Annotated in this window: 18 protein-coding genes and 1 riboswitch; of the genes, 9 read left to right on the top strand and 9 right to left on the bottom strand. The window is 70.4% G+C overall.

The features are described from left to right. Window positions 1–50: 50 nt before the first annotated feature. Window positions 51–1,367, bottom strand: a complete 1,317-nt coding sequence (locus tag MKK54_RS03325) for an MFS transporter (protein WP_244009122.1) — start codon at window positions 1,365–1,367, stop codon at window positions 51–53. Between the two features lie 189 nt (window positions 1,368–1,556). Between MKK54_RS03325 and MKK54_RS03320 the strand changes: the two genes are divergently transcribed. Both MKK54_RS03320 and MKK54_RS03315 read left to right on the top strand, forming a co-directional pair. Continuing rightward, window positions 1,557–2,573, top strand: coding sequence for a LacI family DNA-binding transcriptional regulator (locus MKK54_RS03320; RefSeq protein ID WP_279597146.1), 1,017 nt, complete (start codon window positions 1,557–1,559; stop codon window positions 2,571–2,573). A 32-nt stretch (window positions 2,574–2,605) separates the two neighbouring features. Further along, the gene (locus MKK54_RS03315; protein ID WP_244009120.1) at window positions 2,606–3,277 is read left to right on the top strand and encodes an aldolase; all 672 of its coding nucleotides are present in this window, start codon (window positions 2,606–2,608) and stop codon (window positions 3,275–3,277) included. 103 nt (window positions 3,278–3,380) lie between these two features. Here the strand turns inward: MKK54_RS03315 and MKK54_RS03310 are convergent, their stop codons facing one another. Next, window positions 3,381–4,490, bottom strand: coding sequence for a UV damage endonuclease UvsE (locus MKK54_RS03310; protein ID WP_244009118.1), 1,110 nt, complete (start codon window positions 4,488–4,490; stop codon window positions 3,381–3,383). 105 nt (window positions 4,491–4,595) lie between these two features. On the opposite strand from MKK54_RS03310, the gene MKK54_RS03305 reads away from it, so the two are divergent. The 3 genes from MKK54_RS03305 (at window position 4,596) to MKK54_RS03300 (ending at window position 5,429) form a co-directional block, all read left to right on the top strand. After that, complete coding sequence (locus tag MKK54_RS03305; RefSeq protein WP_244009117.1) at window positions 4,596–4,970, top strand: hypothetical protein; 375 nt, start codon at window positions 4,596–4,598, stop codon at window positions 4,968–4,970. Between the two features lie 115 nt (window positions 4,971–5,085). Further along, window positions 5,086–5,217 carry a hypothetical protein gene (locus MKK54_RS24475; protein WP_279597145.1) on the top strand — a complete coding sequence of 44 codons (132 nt, stop codon included), beginning with the start codon at window positions 5,086–5,088 and terminating at the stop codon, window positions 5,215–5,217. Continuing rightward, window positions 5,217–5,429 (top strand): hypothetical protein, encoded by a 213-nt coding sequence (locus MKK54_RS03300; RefSeq protein WP_244009116.1) that lies wholly within the window; start codon window positions 5,217–5,219, stop codon window positions 5,427–5,429. Before MKK54_RS24475 ends, MKK54_RS03300 begins: the two co-directional genes overlap by 1 nt. Before the next feature lie 42 nt (window positions 5,430–5,471). On the opposite strand, the gene MKK54_RS03295 is transcribed toward MKK54_RS03300, so the two are convergent. The 6 genes from MKK54_RS03295 to MKK54_RS03270 all read right to left on the bottom strand — a co-directional run bounded on the left by MKK54_RS03295 (window position 5,472) and on the right by MKK54_RS03270 (window position 12,865). Further along, window positions 5,472–5,951 (bottom strand): DUF2721 domain-containing protein, encoded by a 480-nt coding sequence (locus MKK54_RS03295; protein WP_244009115.1) that lies wholly within the window; start codon window positions 5,949–5,951, stop codon window positions 5,472–5,474. 100 nt (window positions 5,952–6,051) lie between these two features. Then, window positions 6,052–6,204, bottom strand: coding sequence for a hypothetical protein (locus tag MKK54_RS03290; protein WP_244009114.1), 153 nt, complete (start codon window positions 6,202–6,204; stop codon window positions 6,052–6,054). Window positions 6,205–6,358: 154 nt separating this feature from the next. After that, entirely contained in the window at window positions 6,359–6,679 is a 321-nt protein-coding gene (locus tag MKK54_RS03285; RefSeq protein ID WP_244009113.1) for a hypothetical protein, read from the bottom strand. Between the two features lie 77 nt (window positions 6,680–6,756). After that, window positions 6,757–9,078: a TonB-dependent receptor family protein gene (locus MKK54_RS03280; protein ID WP_244009112.1), complete on the bottom strand. Its 2,322-nt coding sequence runs from the start codon at window positions 9,076–9,078 to the stop codon at window positions 6,757–6,759. Window positions 9,079–9,122: 44 nt separating this feature from the next. Further along, a complete protein-coding gene (locus MKK54_RS03275; protein ID WP_244009111.1) occupies window positions 9,123–9,491 on the bottom strand; it encodes a hypothetical protein in 369 nt (122 codons plus the stop codon). Window positions 9,492–9,793: 302 nt separating this feature from the next. After that, window positions 9,794–12,865 (bottom strand): glycosyltransferase, encoded by a 3,072-nt coding sequence (locus MKK54_RS03270; protein WP_244009110.1) that lies wholly within the window; start codon window positions 12,863–12,865, stop codon window positions 9,794–9,796. 669 nt (window positions 12,866–13,534) lie between these two features. Beyond that, window positions 13,535–13,735, top strand: a riboswitch (cobalamin riboswitch). 314 nt (window positions 13,736–14,049) lie between these two features. Here MKK54_RS03270 and MKK54_RS03265 point away from each other — a divergent pair. Continuing rightward, window positions 14,050–16,260 (top strand): TonB-dependent receptor, encoded by a 2,211-nt coding sequence (locus MKK54_RS03265; RefSeq protein ID WP_409564119.1) that lies wholly within the window; start codon window positions 14,050–14,052, stop codon window positions 16,258–16,260. Continuing rightward, a complete protein-coding gene (locus MKK54_RS03260; protein WP_244009109.1) occupies window positions 16,260–17,675 on the top strand; it encodes a PepSY domain-containing protein in 1,416 nt (471 codons plus the stop codon). The genes MKK54_RS03265 and MKK54_RS03260 overlap by 1 nt, the downstream gene beginning before the upstream one ends. On the opposite strand, the gene MKK54_RS03255 is transcribed toward MKK54_RS03260, so the two are convergent. Then, window positions 17,620–17,940, bottom strand: a complete 321-nt coding sequence (locus MKK54_RS03255; protein WP_244009108.1) for a hypothetical protein — start codon at window positions 17,938–17,940, stop codon at window positions 17,620–17,622. The genes MKK54_RS03260 and MKK54_RS03255 overlap by 56 nt on opposite strands. A 406-nt stretch (window positions 17,941–18,346) precedes the next feature. Between MKK54_RS03255 and MKK54_RS03250 the strand changes: the two genes are divergently transcribed. Both MKK54_RS03250 and bla read left to right on the top strand, forming a co-directional pair. Continuing rightward, window positions 18,347–18,679 carry a hypothetical protein gene (locus tag MKK54_RS03250; RefSeq protein WP_244009106.1) on the top strand — a complete coding sequence of 111 codons (333 nt, stop codon included), beginning with the start codon at window positions 18,347–18,349 and terminating at the stop codon, window positions 18,677–18,679. An 80-nt stretch (window positions 18,680–18,759) separates the two neighbouring features. Further along, on the top strand, window positions 18,760–19,659 hold the full coding sequence (gene bla / locus MKK54_RS03245; RefSeq protein WP_244009105.1) for a class A beta-lactamase: 900 nt from the start codon (window positions 18,760–18,762) through the stop codon (window positions 19,657–19,659). Window positions 19,660–19,739: the final 80 nt, after the last annotated feature.

Here is a 19,739-nt window from a genome sequence, read left to right as displayed (position 1 = left end):
TCCTGTCGGGAAAGGGTGCCGGCGGACGCGCGGTCCGCCGGCCATCCGGCTCAGCGGTTGACCACGTGCTTCGGCGTGACGAACACGCAGACCGCGCCGATCACCAGCATCACGGCGAGCGCGTACATGCCGGCGGCGGTGCTGCCGGTGGAATCGCGCAGGGCCCCGATCACGTAGGGGCTGGCGAAGCCCGCGAGGTTGCCCACCGAGTTGATCAGCGCGATGCCGGCGGCCGCCCCGGCGCCGCTGAGGAAGGCGGTGGGCAGGGACCAGAACAGGGGCGCGCAGGTGAGCACACCGCCCGCCGCCACGGCCAGCGCCGCGATGGCCACCACCGTGCTGCCGGTGCTTGCGGCGACCACGAAACCGACCGCGCCGCAGAGCGCGGGCACGATGAGGTGCCAGCGGCGCTCGCGCATCCGGTCGGCGCTGCGGCCGAGCAGAATCATCACGAAGACCGCGAACAGGAACGGGATCGCGCTGACGAGGCCGATGTTCAGGTTGCCCTGGATGCCCGACGCCTTGACGATGGTGGGCATCCAGAAGGTGAGGCCGTACTGCCCCGTGACGAAGGCGAAGTAGATCAGGCTCATGAACCAGATCCGGCCGTTGCGGAACACGGTGGCGATGGAATGCGGGCTCGCCTCCTTGCCGGCGCCGTCGGCGGCGATGTCGCGCTCGATGACCTGCTTCTCGGCCGCGTCGAGCCACTTGGCCTCGGAGGGGCGGTTGTCGAGGTAGAAGAACACGGCGAGGCCAACCAGCACCGCCGGCACGGCCTCGATCAGGAACATCCACTGCCAGCCCGACAGCCCCTGCGCGCCGTTGAAGCTGTCCATGATCCAGCCCGAGAGCGGGTTGCCGAAGATGCCCGAGACGGGGATCGCCGACATGAACACCGCGATCACCCGGGCGCGGCGATGCGCCGGGAACCACTGCGTCGTGTAGAGGATCACGCCCGGATAGAAGCCGGCCTCCGCGAGGCCGAGCAGGAAGCGCATGATGTAGAACGAGGTGGCCGAATTCACGAACATGAACCCGGCGGAGATGATGCCCCAGGTGATCATGATGCGGGCGATCCAGACGCGCGCGCCGACCCGGTGCAGGATGACGTTGGAGGGCACCTCGAACAGGAAGTAGCCGATGAAGAACAGTCCGGCGCCGAGGCCGTAGACCGTCTCGCTGAAGCCCAGCTCCTGGGACATCTGCAGCTTGGCGAAGCCCACGTTCACGCGGTCGAGATAGGCGACCACGTAGCAGAGCATCAGGAACGGCACGAGCCGCCAGAACACCTTCGTATAGGTCTGTTCGACGAAGTCCGGCGCGGGCGCGTCGACGCCCCGCGCGGTTGCGGCTTGCACGCTCATGTTTCCTCCTGCCGGCGCCCACGGGGTGGGGCGCTGTTCTGGCGTTGCAGCATCTTGTCGTGGCGCGACTCGTTTTGGCAGCGCTTGCATCTTGGATACCAGATGTTGGCAGCGCTGCCAATCTGATTGTTGTGGCCGACTAACCTTGCTATGGGCTTTGCAGCCTCTGGAACAGGACGGACGCCGCCGATGAACGTGCATGAGCCCGAACGCCGGCTCGTGACCCTGGCCGACGTCGCCCGCGCGGCGGGCGTCGGCGAGAGCACCGTCTCACGCGTCCTGCGCAACCAGGGCTCGTTCTCGAAGCGCACGCAGGACCGGGTCGCCGAGGCCGTGGCCCGCCTCGGCTACGTGCCGAATCGGCTGGCCGGCATGCTGGCGGGCTCGGGATCCACGGCGGGGGCCAAGCTCGTCGGCATCATCATCCCGTCGCTGACCAACATCGTGTTTCCCGACCTCCTGCGCGGGGCCACGGCGGCGCTCGACCGGGACGGATTCCAGAGCGTGATCGGGGTCTCGGACTACGACCCCGAGCGGGAGGAGGCGCTGATCGGCGCCCTGCTCTCCTGGCGCCCGGCCGGCCTCATCGTCACGGGGCTGGAGCACAGGGCGGGCTCGGTGGCGCGCCTGCGGGCCTCCGGCATCCGCATCGTCGAGATGATCGACACCGACGGCACCGGCCTCGACATCGTGGTGGGATTCTCCAACCGGGCGGTGGGGTGCGACAGCGCCCGGCACCTGATCGCGCGAGGGTATCGCCGCATCGGCTATGTCGGGCACGACATCACCCTCGACCTGCGCGCGGCCAAGCGGCTGACGGGGTTTCGCGAGACGCTGGCCGAGGCCGGACACCCGCTGGCGGAGACCGAGATCGCCCCCGGCCCCTCCTCGGCGGCGGCCGGGCGCGCCGCCCTGGGGCGGCTGCTGGCGGCCCGGCCGGATCTCGACGCGGTCTATTTCTCCAACGACGACATGGCGCTGGGCGGCTACTTCCACTGCCTCGCGGACGGGATCGCGGTGCCGGAGCGCCTCGCACTGTTCGGCTTCAACGCCCTCGACATCGCCGCCGCGATGCCCCAGCCGCTGACCACGATCCGCACCCCGCGCCTGGAGATCGGCGCGGTCGCGGCCGAGCGCCTGACCGCCGGCGGCCCGGCCGAGACCGTCGATCTCGGCTACGAACTGATCCCCGGCGCCACCGCCTGAGAGCGCCCTCCCCCCAGCCCGAGGAACGCCCCATGAGCGAGACCAAGCTTCGCGAGCAGATCTGCCGGTTCGGCCGCTCGTTGTTCGAGCGCGGGCTGACGCCGGGCTCGTCGGGCAACATCTCCCTGCGCCTCGACGACGGCGGCTGGCTGGTGACGCCCACCAACGCCTCGCTGGGCTTCCTCGACCCAGGCACGATCTCGCGCCTCAACGCCAGCGGCGCCCTGGTCTCGGGCCACGCGCCCACGAAGGAGATCCCGCTCCACGCCGCGCTCTACGACAGCCGCACCGAGGCCCGCGCCATCGTCCACCTGCACTCGACCCACGCAGTGGCGGTGTCGATGCTGCCCGAGATCGACCCGAGGGCGGTGCTGCCCCCGCTTACGCCCTATTACCTCATGCGGGCCGGGGCCACGGCGCTGGTGCCGTATTACCGCCCCGGCGACCCGGCGGTGGCGGACGCCATCCGGGGGCTGGCCGGGCGCTACGCCTCGGTGCTGCTGGCCAATCACGGCCCCGTGGTGGCGGGCACCACCCTGGAGAACGCGGTCTTCGCCACGGAGGAGCTTGAGGAGACGGCCAAGCTCTATCTCCTCCTGCGCAACCTCAACCCGCGCCACCTCAGCCCGGCCCAGGTGCAGGACCTCGTCTCGCATTTCGGCCTGACGCTGCCGGAGCCTGACGGGCACGACCACGGGCATTGAGGAGGGGCGGCGCACGGGCGTTTGCCGGAAAGGCCGGGGCGCGTTCCCGCCCCGTCCGGTGCCGTCGTCGGCATGGGCGGCAGGCACGACGCCGCCCGCCCCCTCAGGCCGCCGCCTCGATCCGCGCCGCCGGCAGGATCGCGGCGATCTCGGCGGCGATGCCGGCCGAAGCGAGGTTCTTGGATTTGGCCTCGATCTCGAAATCCGCCCAGGCCATGTGGCGCGCCACGAGCGCGTTGACGGCCCGGTTCCACATCATGTCGGAATGGGCGGCGAGATCGCGCCAGTTGTGGCCGGCCTCCGTGAGCGCGGCGAAATCCGGCAGGGCGTCGGGCGCGTGTCCGTCGAGCAGGCCCTCGCGCGAGACGCTGATATGGGCCACGGGGCGCACGCCGCGCCAGGATTCGCGCACCCTCAGGACGCGCGGGTCGTCGGGCGCGATGTACTCGCCCCGGCTCTCGACCCAGTGATGGTGCAGGTCGAGCACCACCGGGACGGCGTCGGCCAGCTCCAGCACCGTGTCGAGCCCGAAGAAATTCTCGTCGTTCTCGACGGTGAGGAGGTCGCGCGCCGTTTGCGAGAGCCTGGGCAGGCTGTCGCGAAAGCCCGCGATGCCGGGGTCGCGGGCGCCCACATGGATGTTGATGTGCGCGCCGTGCGGGTGCCAGCCCGTGCCGTAGCCGAGCATCGCCATGAGCTCGGCGTGGTGCTCCAGTTCCTCGATGCCGTTGCGCTGGGCGTTCGGGTTCTGCGAGGCGATGACGCAGAACGGCCCCGGATGGAAGCTGAGCCGCACCGCGCCGGCCCGCGCGATCTCGCCGATTCGCGCCAGCCCGTCCACGACGAGGCGGCGCATCTCGGGCTCGGCGTAGATGTCGCGCGCGATCCCGTGGGTGTAGCCCGGCAGCACGTTACTGGCGATGCGCAGCAGGCGCTCGATCGGCGGGCGGGCCGCGACCCAGTCCACCTGCCGCTCAAGGGCGCCGAGGTTGTGGCGCACCAGCCCTTCGAGCTTGGCCCGGCGGGCGGCCGGGGCCAGCGACGTCAGGTGCGCCATGGTGGCGTGGGTGAGGTTCATCCGCAGGGTCGCCTCGCGGGCGGCCTTCAGGGTCTTGAAGGCGTCCGGCGGCCCGTCGAGGATGAACTTGCAGCAGAAGCCGAGGCGGGGCGCGTGATCGGTCGGGATGGGATCGGTCGGGATGGGATCGGTCATGGGGCGACAACGCGGCGGCGCGCCATTGGTGCGCGGCCGGAACCGGGCGCCCGTGCCGGCGCGTTGCCACGTCGCCGGGCCAGCCGCCGGCACGGGAGCCCCGCGATGGACGCCAAACTCGCAGACCAGGTCCGGCACGCGGCCGACCTCGCCCGCCGCCTGACCCTGGCCTACCCGAGCGGCACCCGCCGCGACGACTTTCCCTTCGCGGTGGTCGCAGGCTTCGACGCCGACATCCGGGGCCGGGTCGAGCGCGACCGCCGGATCGAGGACGAGCGCGACCGGGTGCTCATCGCCGCCGTCGACTTCGCCGAGACGCCTCCCGAGGACGAGCCCGAGGCCGTCGAGCCGGCGCGGCGCGCCCTTCTGGCGGCGATCGACTACCTCGAACAGGCGGTGCTGCGCTTCGGGATCGTCAACCGCGAGGGCGCGCGCTCCGGCTACGGCGAGGCCGGGCAGCGGGTCACGGGGCGCGCCTGACGGCGTCGCCGACGATTGTGAGGCTCCCCCCTGCGACCTCGGGGCCGGCCCGCGCGTTACCCGTCTCCGCCGGCACGTCCCCGGCGGTCCGTCTCTCCCAGCGTGGTCCCGTCCGATGCGCCGCCTGTTTCCCGTCTTCATCGCCACCGCCGCCATCCTGGCGGGGCTGATCCTATTCGCCTTCGTCAGGCACGGCGACACCGCCCACACCGCGCCGGTGCCGGAAGCCGGTACGAGCGCCCGCTGATGCCGCGCTGGCTGCCGCTCGCGGGTGCCGCCCTGTTCGCCATCCTGGTGGTGATCGGCCTCGGCCTGTGGAAGTTCGACCGGCTGCAGGAGGCCCGGATCGAGAATGGCGGGCGCCCGGCCATTCCCGCCTGCGCGCCCGACCGCGTCGGCGACACGGGCCTGGCGGCCAACTGCCCCGGAACGGCCTTCCCGCCGGCCAAGGCGCCCTGAGGAGGATTTTCCGGCGCTTGGCGTCGAGCGGGACGGCGCGGCTCAGGCCCCCTTGCCCTCGGCGTGTTCCTGCTGCCGGTCGACCTCGTCGCGGATGCCGCGGCCGGCCATCAGGATCTCGACCAGGAAGGCGCCGACGGCCGCCACTGTGCAGATCAGCGCGAGGCCGAAGCAGGCGAACAGGACCGAGGCGGTGGCGGCATCCCGCAGGGCGCCGACGAACAGGGTGAGCACCGCGATGCCGGTCGTCACGGCCCCGGTCGAGGCGAGCACGACCGCCACATCCAGCATGAACGAGCGGCGGCGCAGGAACGAGAGCTGGCGCGACAGGCGCCCCGCCTCGCGCGGATCGGCGCCCCGCAGGCCGGCGGCCGCGGCATCGACCTTGTCGGCGACGCGTCCGAGGCGGGTCGAGAAGACGTTGAGCAGCGTCGCGAGCGCGGTGAGCAGGAAGGCCGGCGCGAGGGCGATCTGGATGACGTGGGCGATGTCGTCGGGAGCGGTGGCGGCGGGGAGCGGCATGGCGGCGTGATGTAAGCCAAACGGCGCCGCGCCGGAACACGCTCCGTGCCGGACGCCGCCGCTTTTGCCGGCCCGGGCAGGATTCCCGTCGGGTCGCGTGTCAGAGGTAGTGGCGGAACACCACGTGATCGCCGCTGACCTGAGGGATCGCGGATTCGCTGCGCCGGGATTCGGGCCGGTCCGTGGGGGCCGTGACCGGCAAGACCATCGCCAGGAGGGTGAGGAGCCAGCGAAAGGGACTTGCTGCCGTCATCGGATCGCCTCCACCGGACCTCGCACCGAACCTTGGCTCCGGCGACGATGGGCGATCCGCATCCCGCCGGCTGTGCTCGGACGCACGCGGCTCGAACCCGGGGGCATCGCGCGCCGGCGATGGCCCCGGGCGGCGGAGAACGGGTTTTCCCGGGCTACTGGCCGCTGATCGAGGGGCCGCCGGCCGCGCCGCCCGTGCCGGGCGGGCCGCTGGTCGGGGTGCCGCCGATGTTCACGCCCGGCGTGCTGCCGGGCACGGCGGCCGGGCTGGGATTGCCGGGGACGCTCGGGGCGGGGCGCAGGCCCGCGCCCGTCTCGTTCGGGGCGGTGCCCGGAACCGTGCTCGGAGGCGTGACACCGGTATTGCCGGCGCCCCCGGTCGGCGCGAGGGTCTGGGCTTGCGCTGCCAGACCGAGGGAGACGGACAGGGCCGTGGCGAGGGCGAGGCGGCTCGGCGTCAGGAATCTTGGCGTCATCGGTTCGTCCGTTGGTGTGCGGGTGCTCACGCAACGGCCGGCGCCGGGGTTGGTTCGCGGCCCCGGCGTGATCCCGCTCAGAACGCGAGCTTCATCCCCCCGACGACGTTGCGCGGCGCGCCCGCGAAGATCGATCCCGTCGTGCCGGACAGCACCGCCGCGCCGTTCTGGAGCCCCGTCGTGGCGTTGAGGCTGTTGGCGAGGTTCTGGGCCGAGACCGCGTAGGTGGTGTCGAGGACATTGCGCACCTCGACGTAGAGGGTGAGGCGCTTGGCATAGCCGCCCGTCAGGTCTGTGGCGTAGTGCAGGTTGGCGTTCAGGAGCGCGTAGCCGGGCGCCCGCAGCTGGTTGGCGTTGTCGAGGAAGAAGCCGTCCTGCACCACCGTCTCGAGGTAGCCGCCGAGGCCGGCGAGCGGTCCCGTCGGCTGGTCGTAGCCGATGCGGGCGAGGAGCTGGTGCGCGGGCACGCCGGGGATGACCTTGCCCGCGCGGTCGAAGCGCTGCGAGAACGCCCCGGCGCTGAGCTGCTCGACGTAGCGGGTGTAGGTCTGATCGTCGAGGGTATAGGCGAGCACGCCGCGCCAGCCCGGCGCGAAGGCCCAGTCCGCTCCGACCTCGATGCCACGGTGCTCCGAGGCCGGCGCGTTGAAGGTGTAGCTCTGCAACCCCGCGCCGGGCGACTGCGAGACCAGCTCGTTGCGGAAGAACTCCTGGAAGCCGGTGAGGCTGACGCGCAGGGTTTCGGTCGGGGTCCAGTCGAGCCCGAGGTCGAAGCCGAGGTTCTCCTGGGTCCGGAGACCGGTGTTGTTGCCCGGCAGGCCGGCCGCGGTGACGAACAGGTTGCTCGCGGCCGGCGTGGTGTAGCCCGTCGCGACCCGGCCCCGGAACGCCCATTCGGAGTTCGGGCGATAGACCAGGGCGGCCTCCGGCGCGACGTTCAGGAAGCTGCGGTCGGCATCCGCCACGCTCGTCCGGCGTCCGGCCGCCGAATAGGTGTAGGCGAGGTTGCGCCCCGTGATGCTCGTGTTCTCGGCGCTGAGGCCGAGCACGCCCGTCCACAGGTCCGAGAGCGCCACCTCGGTGCGCGCGCGGCCGCCGAGGTTGGATTGCACCGCCGCCTGCTCGCCGATCAGGGCGCCCAGCGCCGGCCCGCTGCCGAGCGCCCGGTTGAAGGTGGTGATGTGGTTGTCGATCGTGTTGTAGGCGAGCGCCACGTAGCCCACGGCCGGCAGGCCCATCAGGTCGTAGCGCCGGGTCACATCGGTCAGGACATTCCAGGACGGGTACGAGCCGCGCGAGGAGGTGGTGTAGAACGGCTGGTCGAAGTTGCGCTCGTCGAAGCCGAGCTGCATGCGCCAGGTCGTCTGCGCGTCGATGTCGTGCTCGAGGCGCGCCGCCACGATGGTGCGCCGGTCGTGGCGCCCGAAATCGGCCTCGTCCGCCGTCACGCCCACCGTCGGGCCGAAGGCGCCGTTGCGGAAGAGGTTCGTCAGGGTGCAGCCGGGGGCCGCCGCGGCGGCGGTGGCGCAGCCGCGCTGGTAGGGGTTGATCCGGTACTGGTCGAGGGAGGCGCGCGCCGGCAGGTTGGCCTGCACGACGTTGTTGATCACCTTCAGGGTGAACCGGGTGTCGGGCGTCGGCGTGTAGCTCGCCAGCAGGTTGATCGTCTGCGTGTCGTAGGAGGCGTGGTCCTGGTAGCCGTTGGCGCGCGCGTCGCTGGCGAACAGGCTGATCTCGAAGGGGCCGCTGGCCCCGCCCACGGTAAAGTAATTGCTGAGGTAGCCGAAGCTGCCCGCATCGGTGCCGATCTCGTAGCCGTCGATCTCGCGCCCCGTGCGGGTGCGGAAGGCGAGCGCGCCGCCGGTGGCGTAATTGCCGAACAGGGCCGATTGCGGCCCCCGGAACACGTCGATGCGGCTATAGGCGCGCGGGTCGACGAGGTCGAAGCGCGAGGCGCCGTCGGGCTGCGTCAGGATGAACCCGTCCTCCAGCACGACCGTGTTTTTGGTCACCCCGGTGGAGCGCGCGTTGTTGCCCCGGATCGAGATCACCACGTCGCGGGCGCCGTTGCCCTGGCGCACGGTGACGCCGGGGCTGTTGGCGAGGACCGCGCCGATGTTGGTGGCCGGCCGATCCGTGACGGTGCCGTCCCGCCCCACCGTGCCGACGACCTGACCCACAGGATGCTCGATCACGCCGGGCGCAGAGCCCGGCGGGGCCGCGACCCCGAAGGGCACGGAAGAGCCTCCGGCGGAGCCGGGTGATCCGCCGCCCTCGCCCATCACGGAGAGTTCGGCGAGGGTCACGCCTTCCGGGACAGCTTGAGCGAGGGCGGGGCCGGCGGCGAGCAGCACCAGCAGCGGAGCGAGACGGCGCTCGACCCGGACAGGGGGGGACATGGCGAGGATCCGTGGTCTGAGAGATCGGGAGGCGTTTCGATCGATCAGACGACGGGGGGCGCGCGCGCGCTGGCGCTGATGCCGGGCGGCGCCCGGGGTGTTGCGACGATCTCCGGGCGCCAGCGCGTCACGGCGATCCGGCGGACGGGCCAGACGATGGCGGCGGCCAGGACGGGGGCGTCGAGGGACGGCGCCACATGGGCGGCCGTGCAGCAGGAGAGGTGAACGTGGACCGGCGGCGCCGAATCCGGGCGGCCCTCGGCGGCGGCGTCCTGCAGGCAGAGGATGTGGGCCGGGTCCACCGGCGGGACCCCGATCATGCCGCTGAGCAGGGTCTGCAGGGCGAGCGCATAGAGCGCGGCCACGGCGATGACCGCGCGGCAGGCCGCCAGATCGGACCGCACGATGCGCATGACCCCGCGCCTAGAGCGGCGCTGGCCCGTCCGTCAACGCGCGGGCCCGGAACGGGCCGGATTCCCCGGGGCTGTGTCCAAAACAGCGCTATCCCGATCGCGTCCGACCGCCGAACGCATACGCGGTCGCGATGGAGACCGACCCATCGGTCGGTCTCCATCGCGACGAGGGCGCCTGCCAAATCCGGTCGATCCCTTCCGGCGATCCCTGAGGGATCGCGTTCGGGATGGCGGATTGGGGCTTCGCTCCGACGCCGCGCGGGCTGAGCGAGACCCTCTCCGCTTCGATCAAGCGGACAGGATCACTGCGTATACAGCCCGACCGACTCGAACGCACGGCGCATCGTCTTCACGCCGACGTCGAAGGCGTACAGCGACCTCACGAGGTCCTGACCTCTCTTGGAGAACGAGGACCACATCTCCCGGTTCTCGAGCAGCTGGGCGATGCTCTCCGCCCATTCCTGCGGCGTGTCGGCGATCAGGCAGTCGTACCCGTGCCGCAGCCCGGTGCCTTCCGCCGCGAGCGGGGAGAGCACGCACGGGACGCCGTGAGCGAGGGCGCTGATGACCTTGCCCTTGATGCCCGCGCCGCTCGTCAACGGCGCGACGAACACGAGGCAATGGTCGTAGACCTCGGAGACGTTCGTCACGTAGCCCTTGACGACGACGTCATCGGAGGACAGCGCCTCGATCTCCTTCGAGACGTTGCTTCCATAGACGTCGAACTGGACGCCGGCGTTCCTGCTTCTCAGGATCGGCATCACGCTCTTCACGAAGAACGCGACGGCCTCCCGATTCGGGTGATGGTTGAAGCCGCCCAGGAAGGCGATGTGCGAGCGGCTCTCGAACGCCGGCACCGTCTCGGAGACCCGCTCCACCCACGGAACGTACATGACCGGAGACGCGTCCAGGTTGTGGCTCATGATCACGGCATGTTCGACGTTGTTGTAGCTCAGGACGAGATCCACCAGCCGCATGATCGCGAGCTCCTCGTCGCGAACCCGGAGCGCCTTCTCCCTGAGGCTCTGGTCGCCCGTATTGATGGCGGCCCGCAGTTCACGCAGGAAGTGAAGGTCCGCGTTGTTCATGATCAGCTTGGCCTGCGGCGCCCAGCGCCGCGCCGCGCCGATGCAGTCGCTCGCGACGTAGTAGCGCGTCATGTAGATCGCATCGAACTCGTGGCCGTGCCTCTCCAGGACCTCGGAAATCGACTGATAGAACGGGGCGTAGTACGTCTCGACGCCGATCTTCTGGAGACTTTCGGTGTAGCCGCCGAGATAGGCCAAGTTCTGCGGCACGAACGACACCTTGTAGCCGAGCGCCTGGACCATCCGCATTTCCTGGATGGCGGCGTAGCTTCCCGCGTCGATGTCGGGCTTCGGCGTCTGGTAGTCGACGAACAGCACGCGGCCGCTGATGCCGCGATCCTTCTCGAGATCGGGCTTCTCACCCTCGCGGCCGTGATTGCGATAGGCCTTGGTCCACTTGGACTTGAACTTCGGCCGGTTGATCTCCTGGTTGCGCTTGGCGCCGGAGGAGACGTCCGTGCCGCTGGTTATGCCCTCGAAGTGGTAGACGACGGAGCTGGCGACGTAGAGCGTCTTGTAGCCGTGATCGCGGACCTTGAAGGCGAGATCGGTGTCTTCGAAGTAGGCCGGCATGAATTCGGTGCTGAATCCGCCGATCTCCTTCCAGACTGCCGTCGGAAGCATGATTGCCGCGCCCGAGAGGTAATCGGCCTGCCGGGTATAGGTGTAGCGCGGGTCGTGGGGATTCTGGCCCCGGCCGTAGTTCCACGGGTTGCCGCTGCCCCAGACGATGCCGCCCGCCTCCTGGAGGACGCCGTTCGGGTAGACGAGCTTGGAGCCGGCCAGGCCGACCTGGTCGAAGGTGTCGAAGCTCTCGACCAGCTCGTCGAGCCACCCGGCCGTGGGCTCGGTATCGTTGTTCAGGAAGACGACGAACTTGCCGCGCGCCTCCTCCGCGCCCCTGTTGCAGGCGCCCACGAACCCGAGGCCGACGTCGTTCCGGACGATCCGGATGCCCGCGACGAGACCGGCGAGTTCCTTCGTCCTGTCCTTCGAGCCATCGTCGACGACGATGACCTCATACGTGTTCCTGTTGTATCCGAGGATGAGCGCGCAGAGGCAGAAATACGTGACCTCGAACTTGTTATGGACCGGGATGACGATCGAGACGGTCGGTGCCTCGTGCGCCGGAAAGGTGAGCGGCAGAAACTCCCGGTTGAAGTCGAAGCCCCTGGTGACGACCCGATGGGCGTGGAGCAGCTGCTGCCGGCTGGTTTCGCTCGCCCCGCTCTGCAGATGCGCCTGGAGCGCCCGATAGCGGTCGGATGCCGCCGGAGCGAGGTGGGCCGGCAGCACCGCGCCGGAGTGCTCCTGCAGGATGTGCCAGGGCGTCGAGATGCCGGACACGCCATGATAGTCGCGCGCCAGGATCGTGAGGCCCAGGGGATCGCGGACTTCGAACAGGTGGACGCGGTGGTCGAGGAGAGCATCGGGAAGCTTGAAGTACAGGTTCGTCCCGTCCGCCCATTGCACCAGATTGTCGAGCCGGACCCCGTCGCAATACAGGCTGCAACCTGAAATTCCCCGCAGGGAGACACGAATCAACCGGCCCTGCTCCAGGGCGAAATCCACCTGGGACCCGGAGAAGACGTCGGCCGCATCGTAGAGCGTGAACGCTTCCGCCGAATCCGTGCTGGACACGACTTTGACCACGGACCGGTGCCTGTTCAGCGCTTCCGTGTCGACCTCGGCCTCGAAGATCTGGAGCGCCGAACGCCCCCCCGAGATCGCGATCAGGCTGCGCGTCCACGCATCGTCCGATGAATGTCCGCCGCCGATCGGCGATCCATCGCCGATCGTCAGGGACAGGTCCGTGAAGAACAGGAAGAAGTTCATGCCCCGTACGGAATTCTGAGACCGTACGAAGCGGATGCCGAGGCGCGCGGCGGTGGCGCTGGGTGGCGCCATCGCCGAGAGGTCGACCTGCTGCCAGTCGCTCGCGTTCGCGCCACCTTCATGTTCGGTGAGGGGGCACGCGAGGACGTGGACCGTTTTCTGCTGGGCGTCCAGGAACGTGATCTCCACGCGGCCCAGGGCGCGGTGCGCGGCGAAATAGCCCTTGAAGCGGTAAGCCTTGCCCGGGACGACCGGAAACTCGTCTCCCAATTCCGGGTCGCGATACGAGACGGAGAACGAGGGCACGTCGGCCTCGCCGGTAAGATAGGCGACGGACTTGCCTTCGAGGCGGGTGCTCTCGGCGAAGTCGGTGCTGAAGTTCACCGATCCCGGCAGGGCCGACGGCGCGGCCCAATTGTCCGTTCCATTCGAGAAATCGTGGTTGAGCAACAGATTTCCGTTGCCGAGCAGATTCGCCAAGGTTCCCTGAAATCTGTGGAACAGAACCCGCTCTTCGCCTACTTGAAGATTATATGCGTCTGAGAAATTAGGCAGATCAGATATAATGAAAGCGCTTCCATTATATATGTGTGCAAAGCGGTACGGAAGCATCATATCTCGAAAAACCTCAGCCATCAGTGATCAAGGCGGACAAAGTTTTCTACGGCCGGTGCTCTCTGCCTTGACGAAACCATCTGCTAACCACTACCGTCCAAGAGCGCAATAGCGCGGACGCGGCTCGCGGATGGATGAATTTTCCGCGTGCGCCAGTAGATCGTCGGCACTGGTATAGGTCCGGGGCCTGACTCTTCAAAGTCGGTCGTCATCAAGCTCGACGATGCGGCTGCAAGATCTCCGATCCGGCAAGTCACGACACGTTTCACGACACTCTCGGGAAAGATGGCTTGCCGACTCGGCGATGTTCCAGCCCCGGAGGGTCCGGCAGGGCGTGCGATCGCGTGGGCTGTGACGTCGGGCGGACGAAGGAGCGGGCTCCGAGGGGGCTCACCCAGAGGGGCGCCCTGATGAATCACGCAAGACGCACCGTCTGACGCCATCTCCTTCGAGCGATCGCCCTGGCGCGCCCCGCCGTCCCGATTGACGCCGACCCGTCGAACGGCCTAGCTTGCGCGGGACGGTTCCTCCTCGGAGGATCAAAAGGGAACGCGGTGAGGGGAAACCCGATGCCGCGGCTGCCCCCGCAACTGTAAGCGGCGAGCCCATCATCAACACGTCACTGGCGGCCTCGAGCCTCTGGGAAGACGATGAGAGGGCGGTGACCCGCGAGCCAGGAGACCTGCCGTCAGTCGTGGTCACACGCGAAACGCATCGGGCGGGGTGTCCTGGTGGGTGTCGAGGCGTTCGCATGCGGCGAACGGACCGGCGTCTTCGCGGTGACGTGCCACTTCGCGCGATCCGCGTCAGCCGTTCCGTCGATGCCCCTCTCCGCCCTCGCGCCCCGCGCGTCCCGTCCCCGCACGCTTCCGCCGGCCGCTCGACGCGGCTTCGGCGCGGCCGCGCCGTGGACGTGCGCGGCTCCGGCGTGGTCCTGCGATTGTAACATTATAACATTCGTATTAGCGAAGAGGTCTCGCCGGCTCCAGCCGATGCCCGTGCCCGTTCCCGGTTGCTCCATGCTCCTCGCTCATTCTCCCGTCTCGCCCGCTCCCGGCGCCCGCTCGGGACCGCGCCGTGCCCTGCCCCTCGCGGCCCTGCTGGGCGGCCTGATGCCCATGCCGGCCGAAGCTCAGCCGGCCGAAACACGACCGGCCGTGACCCTGGAGACCCTCGAAGTCTCGGGTTCGGGCTCGGGCGGGCGCGGCCCGGCGCCGGCCGAGGGCCTCAACCTGCGCACGCCCGGCCGAAGCGCCAGCCGCCTCGGCCTCACGCCCCTGGAGACGCCGGCCAGCGTCGACGTGATCGCGGGCGAGACCACCCGCCTGCGGGGCCAGAACACGGTGGCGGAGGCCGTGACCCAGAACGCCACCGGCATCACCACCGTGGCCGCGCCCGGCAACGGCAACGGCGCCTTCACGGCCCGGGGCTTCGCCGGCCCGAACTCGATCCAGCAGCTCTATGACGGCACCCGCCTGTTCGTGGGCGCCGGCACGGTGACCTTCCCGTTCGACACCTGGAACGTCGAGCGCATCGAGGTGCTGCGCGGGCCGGCCTCCGTGCTCTACGGCGACGGCGCCATCGGCGGCGTGGTCAACGTGGTGACGAAGAAGCCGGTCTTCACGCCGATCAACGAGGCCCGCGCCGCGCTCGGCTCGGACGGGCTCGCCCGCCTCGCCCTCGATTCCGGCGGCCCCATCGGCGAGGCCCTGGCCTACCGCCTCAACGTCAGCGGCAACCGCACCGAGGGCTGGATCTCGCCGGACGGGAGCTTTCGCAACCTCGCGGTCTCGGGCGCTCTGACGCTCCAGGCCACGCCGGACCTCGCCTTCACCCTGAGCCATGATTTCGGCTACCAGGAGCCGGCGCGCTACTGGGGCACGCCCCTGGTGAACGGGCGCATCCTCGAATCCATCCGCTTCAACAACTACAACGTCCGGGATGCCAAGATCCTCTGGACCGACAACTGGACGCAGTTGCGCACGGAGTGGACGCCCAGCGCCGACGTCACGATCCGCAACACCGCCTACCGGCTCCAGAGCCGGCGCCAGTGGCGCGACGTCGAGCAATACGCCTTCAACCGGGACACCGGCCGGATCGACCGATCGGACTACCTCGAGATCTACCACAGCCAAGAGCAGGTCGGGAACCGCTTCGACGCCGCCTTCCGGGGCACCCTGTTCGGCTTCCGCAACGAGTTCCTGGCGGGGTTCGACGTGAACCACATCGCCTTCCGGCACACCAACAACTTCTACTTCGACGCCAGCACCAGCGTCGATCCGTTCCTCTACGATCCGGGCGTGTTCCCGAAAGACGGCCTCGCCCGGCCGGCCTACGCCACCAGCACCAGCCAGGCCTCGGTCTTCGCCGAGAACCGCCTCGTCCTGTCGGATCAGGTCTCGCTGCTGGCGGGCGTGCGCTACGATGCGCCGACGCTCCACCGCCAGGACCTCGTCACCGGCGCCGGATTCGACCGGGACTTCCAGGCCCTGAGCTACCGCTTCGGCGCGGTCTACAACCCGACGCCGCTTCTGGCGCTCTACGCGCAAGTCGCCACCGCCACGGACCCGGTCGGCAGCCTGATCTCGCTCTCGCAGTCGCTGGCCAACTTCAAGCTCTCCACCGGCGAGCAGGTGGAGGTCGGCGCCAAGGGCGCGGCCCTCGACGGCCGGATCGAGTGGACGCTGGCGGGCTACCGCATCGTCAAGGACAACCTCATCTCGACGGTTCCGGGCCAGCCCACCCTCGTCACCCAGGTCGGCCGGCAATCCTCCCTCGGCGTCGAGGCGGCGGTGAGCCTGCACCTGTTCGAGGCGTGGCGCGTCGACGCCAACCTCGCCCTGCTCCACGCGCAGTACGATGCGTTCAACCAGACCGTCGCCGGCGCAGTGGTCTCCTATGCGGGGCGCCAGCCCATCGACGTGCCCGAGCGCGTCGGAAACCTATGGCTGAACTACGCCTTCGCCCCCGCCTGGGAGGCCCGGATCGGCCTGCAGCATGTCGGCGAGACCTTCAGCGATTTCGGCAACCAGGCGAAGCGTCCCGCCTACACCCTGGTCAATGCCGGGCTCGACCATCAGGTCACGCCGAATTCGCGCCTGTCGCTGCGCGCCTACAACCTCTTCGACGAGGTCTACGCGATCAGCGGCAACGCGGTGAACGGCATCGGCACCAACTGGCTGCTCGGCCGCCCGCGCTCGTTCGAAGTGGCCTACAGCGTGCGGTTCTGATGCGGCTGAAAGTCCTGAAGCGATGGCTGATCCTCGGCCATCGCTGGCTCGGCATCCTCACCGGCGCGTTTCTCGCCGCCTGGGTCCTGTCGGGGCTGGTGATGCTCTACGTGGCGTTTCCGGCCCTGACCGAGCCGGAGCGCCTGTCCTACCTGACGCCGATCGCCTGGGACCGGGTGATCCTCGGCCCCGACGAGGCCCTCGCCCGGGCCGGGCTCGACCCGGCGCCCGACGGGCTCGCCCTCTCCATGCGGGGCGGGGCACCGGTCTATCAGGTCACCACCCGCGACGGCGCCCGGCACCCGGTCTCGGCGGAGACCGGCGCCGTCCTCGGCGCCGTGGACGCCCTCGAGGCCGCGGCGCGGTTCGGGGTCGACGCCCCGGTGCGGGCGGTGGAGCGCGACCAGTGGACGGTGCGCGACCGCTACGATCCGCTCCGCCCCTTCCACGTGGTGGCCCTCGGCGACGCGGCCGGAACCGAGCTCTACGTTTCGGCCCGCACCGGGGCGGTCGTCCTCGACACCACCCGCCGGGAGCGCCTCTGGAACTGGCTCGGGGCGATTCCGCACTGGTTCTATCCCACGCCCCTGCGGGCGCGGGCGGACCTCTGGCGCGGCACCGTGCTCTGGGTCTCGGGCATCGGCATCGCGGGCGTGTTCAGCGGCCTCGTGCTGGGGATCTGGCGCCTGCGCCTGCGCCGCCCCTACGCCACCGGCGCGGTGACGCCCTATCGCGGCGCCGCGCGCTGGCACCACCTCCTCGGAACGATCGGCGGGTTGAGCCTCCTCAGCTTCGTGGCGAGCGGCTGGCTCTCGATGAATCCGAACCACTGGTTCTCGGGGCGGACGCCGCCGCCCGCGATGCGCGAGGCCTATGCCGGATCTGTCGCGCCCGTGTCCCGCGCGGCCCTGCGCGACATCCCCCTGCCCGGCGCCGTCGAGGTGCGGATCGGCGGGGTCGGCGGCGAACCGGTGCTGGTCGCCTCGGACGCGCGGGCGCGCCGGGTCGTGGTCTCGCCGCCGAGCCTGGACGCGGTGCGGAACGCGGCCGGCCATGCCCTGCCGGGGGCCGGGATCGCCGGGATCGAGGTGCTGACGGCCTTCGACGCCTACTGGTATCCCCATCACGACACGCGGCCCCTGCCCGTCCTGCGCATCCGCTTCGACGACCCGGCCGCGACTTGGCTTCACGTCGATCCCGAGAGCGGCGCCCTCCTCGACCGGCTCGATGCCAGCGGCCGGCTCCAGCGCTGGCTGTTCGAGGCGCCGCACCGTCTCGACTTCGCGATCCTGACCCGGGCGCGCCCGGCCTGGGACCTCGTGATGTGGCTTCTCAACGGCCTCGGGGCGGGCATCGCCCTCACGGGCGTCGTGCTCGGCTGGCGGCGCCTGCGCCGGACGCGCCGGCCGGGATAGGGCGGCCCGGACCTCGGCGTCGCGCGGGGACGTCGTCCTCGTGAACGGCGCCGTCCATCCACGCGGCCCGCGTGTCGCGGCGGATCGCGGCCACCTCCGCCAGGGCCGCGCGGCCCTGCGCCTCGGCCGACCCGGCATCGGGCAGCGCGTAGAGGGCCACCCGCACGGTGTGCCCGCCCTCCCGGACGACCCAGCGGTAACGGGTGAAATCCTCCGGGCAGGGCTCAACCTGCAGGGTCAGGGACCCTATCGCTTCGGTCGCCATCGTGATCTCCCATGGGCCCGCGTTCGCGCTCTCCGGGTCGGGCCTCGGTGCCGGGCGGGCAGTCGGGGAAGTCCATCCAGTCGGTGAAGGCATCGGCCGGGTAGCTGTGCTGGCAGGAGGCGACGTGCCAGGGCCGGGGATCGCCGGCGGCCTCCGGGTCCCAGCGGATCACCGCGCGGCGATCGGGGTCGTCGCGATGGATCGCGATGATCCATCGGCCGTCTTGCGGGGCGCGATCCATCGCCCTCCAGGTGCGCATGATGCCCTTTCCCCCTCGTATCCGAGGCGATGGCAACGCACGAAGGGCCGGAACCGTTCGAACCCGCGCCGTCCGGGTCCCCCGCGCGCTGAAGGTCGGCTCCGGGGGACGGTTGTCGCGCCTCCCGACCCCTGCCATGGTCGCGCCATGGTCCAGACGATCCCCCCGCGCTACAGCCCCGCCGAACTCATCGCCGAACTCCGCGAAGCCGCCGAGGAGATCGCCCCGGAACTCAATGGCATCCGGCCCGAAGAGACGCTGGAGGGCGAATCGGCCCAGACCCTCGAGGAGATGCTGGACGCCTTGCGGCGGATCGCCAGCGGCGCGCCGCGTCCGCAGGAGATCGCGCGCATCGCCCTGGAGGCCAAGGCGCCCCTCCGGCCGTTCGGCAAGCCCAGGCGGAGCGTGGCGAAGGACCCGGCCGTGAAGAGCACGGTGGTGAAGATGCCCAAACCTGTCGTTAGCAAGCCCCGTCGTTAAGGAAGCCCCGCCGCCGGAACGGCCTGCCTCGCGCGGCTCACCCCGTGCCACCGCCCCCACACCATCCGGAAGGTCTCGCGATGCTGAGCAGGCGCACGATCCTCACCACGGGTGCCGCCCTCCTGGCCGGTCTCGGGCCGGCGCCGGCGGCGTCGGATGCGGCCCTCGCGCAGCGTTTCGCCGCCCTGGAGGCGGAGAGCGGCGGGCGCCTCGGCATCCACGCGCGGGACACGCGGACGGGCGCCGGCTTCGGCCATCGGGCCGACGAGCGCTTTCCGATGTGCAGCACCTTCAAGCTGTTGGCGGCCGGCGCGGTGCTGGCGCGGGTCGATGCCGGCCGGGACAGCCTCGGGCGCCGCATCGCCTACACCGCCGCCGATCTCGTGGATTATTCACCGGCCACCCAGGCGCATCTGCGCGAGGGGAGCATGGCCCTCGCGGACCTGTGCGAGGCGGCCGTCACGCTCAGCGACAACACGGCCGGCAACCTCATCCTGTCCACGCTCGGCGGGCCCGCCGGACTCACGGCCCATCTCCGCACCCTCGGCGACCCGGTCACGCGGCTGGACCGCACCGAGCCGACCCTGAACGAGGCGGCGCCGGGCGACCCGCGCGACACCACCAGCCCCGCCGCGATGGTGGCGGATCTGGAGCGCCTGACCCTCGGCACGGCCCTGACCGCGGCTTCCCGGGACACGCTCGTGGGCTGGCTTCGCGGCAATCGCACCGGCGGCGCGCGGCTTCGGGCGCGTCTGCCCGAGGGCTGGCGCGTGGGCGACAAGACGGGCTCGGGCGAGCGGGGCACCACGAACGACGTGGGCCTGCTCTGGCCGCCGGACGGCGCGCCGATCCTGGTCGCGGCCTACCTGACGGACACGACCGCGCCCGTGGAGCGGCGCAACGCGATCCTGGCGGAGGCGGGGCGCGCCATCGCGGAGGCCTTCGGGCCGAACCCCGAGAACCCGCGCCCGCCGCGCTGAGCGCCGCGCCGTCGGAACACGCATGCCAGACCGATCCAATAAGACCGATCCAACAGGGAAAGCGCCATGCCGGAGGGACG

Source organism: Methylobacterium sp. J-068 (assembly GCF_022829445.1).
Lineage (GTDB): Bacteria > Pseudomonadota > Alphaproteobacteria > Rhizobiales > Beijerinckiaceae > Methylobacterium.
The sequence above is the reverse complement of the archived record's forward strand: the minus strand, read 5'-3'. Positions and strand labels throughout refer to the sequence as shown.

What these genes read in the sequence shown, in the direction of transcription:
- MKK54_RS03325 (WP_244009122.1), bottom strand. Translation starts at nt 1,367, where the DNA reads ATGAGCGTGCAAGCCGCAACCGCGCGGGGCGTCGACGCGCCCGCGCCG.
- MKK54_RS03320 (WP_279597146.1), top strand. Translation starts at nt 1,557, where the DNA reads ATGAACGTGCATGAGCCCGAACGCCGGCTCGTGACCCTGGCCGACGTC.
- MKK54_RS03315 (WP_244009120.1), top strand. Translation starts at nt 2,606, where the DNA reads ATGAGCGAGACCAAGCTTCGCGAGCAGATCTGCCGGTTCGGCCGCTCG.
- MKK54_RS03310 (WP_244009118.1), bottom strand. Translation starts at nt 4,490, where the DNA reads ATGACCGATCCCATCCCGACCGATCCCATCCCGACCGATCACGCGCCC.
- MKK54_RS03305 (WP_244009117.1), top strand. Translation starts at nt 4,596, where the DNA reads ATGGACGCCAAACTCGCAGACCAGGTCCGGCACGCGGCCGACCTCGCC.
- MKK54_RS24475 (WP_279597145.1), top strand. Translation starts at nt 5,086, where the DNA reads ATGCGCCGCCTGTTTCCCGTCTTCATCGCCACCGCCGCCATCCTGGCG.
- MKK54_RS03300 (WP_244009116.1), top strand. Translation starts at nt 5,217, where the DNA reads ATGCCGCGCTGGCTGCCGCTCGCGGGTGCCGCCCTGTTCGCCATCCTG.
- MKK54_RS03295 (WP_244009115.1), bottom strand. Translation starts at nt 5,951, where the DNA reads ATGCCGCTCCCCGCCGCCACCGCTCCCGACGACATCGCCCACGTCATC.
- MKK54_RS03290 (WP_244009114.1), bottom strand. Translation starts at nt 6,204, where the DNA reads ATGACGGCAGCAAGTCCCTTTCGCTGGCTCCTCACCCTCCTGGCGATG.
- MKK54_RS03285 (WP_244009113.1), bottom strand. Translation starts at nt 6,679, where the DNA reads ATGACGCCAAGATTCCTGACGCCGAGCCGCCTCGCCCTCGCCACGGCC.
- MKK54_RS03280 (WP_244009112.1), bottom strand. Translation starts at nt 9,078, where the DNA reads ATGTCCCCCCCTGTCCGGGTCGAGCGCCGTCTCGCTCCGCTGCTGGTG.
- MKK54_RS03275 (WP_244009111.1), bottom strand. Translation starts at nt 9,491, where the DNA reads ATGCGCATCGTGCGGTCCGATCTGGCGGCCTGCCGCGCGGTCATCGCC.
- MKK54_RS03265 (WP_409564119.1), top strand. Translation starts at nt 14,050, where the DNA reads ATGCTCCTCGCTCATTCTCCCGTCTCGCCCGCTCCCGGCGCCCGCTCG.
- MKK54_RS03260 (WP_244009109.1), top strand. Translation starts at nt 16,260, where the DNA reads ATGCGGCTGAAAGTCCTGAAGCGATGGCTGATCCTCGGCCATCGCTGG.
- MKK54_RS03255 (WP_244009108.1), bottom strand. Translation starts at nt 17,940, where the DNA reads ATGGCGACCGAAGCGATAGGGTCCCTGACCCTGCAGGTTGAGCCCTGC.
- MKK54_RS03250 (WP_244009106.1), top strand. Translation starts at nt 18,347, where the DNA reads ATGGTCCAGACGATCCCCCCGCGCTACAGCCCCGCCGAACTCATCGCC.
- bla (WP_244009105.1), top strand. Translation starts at nt 18,760, where the DNA reads ATGCTGAGCAGGCGCACGATCCTCACCACGGGTGCCGCCCTCCTGGCC.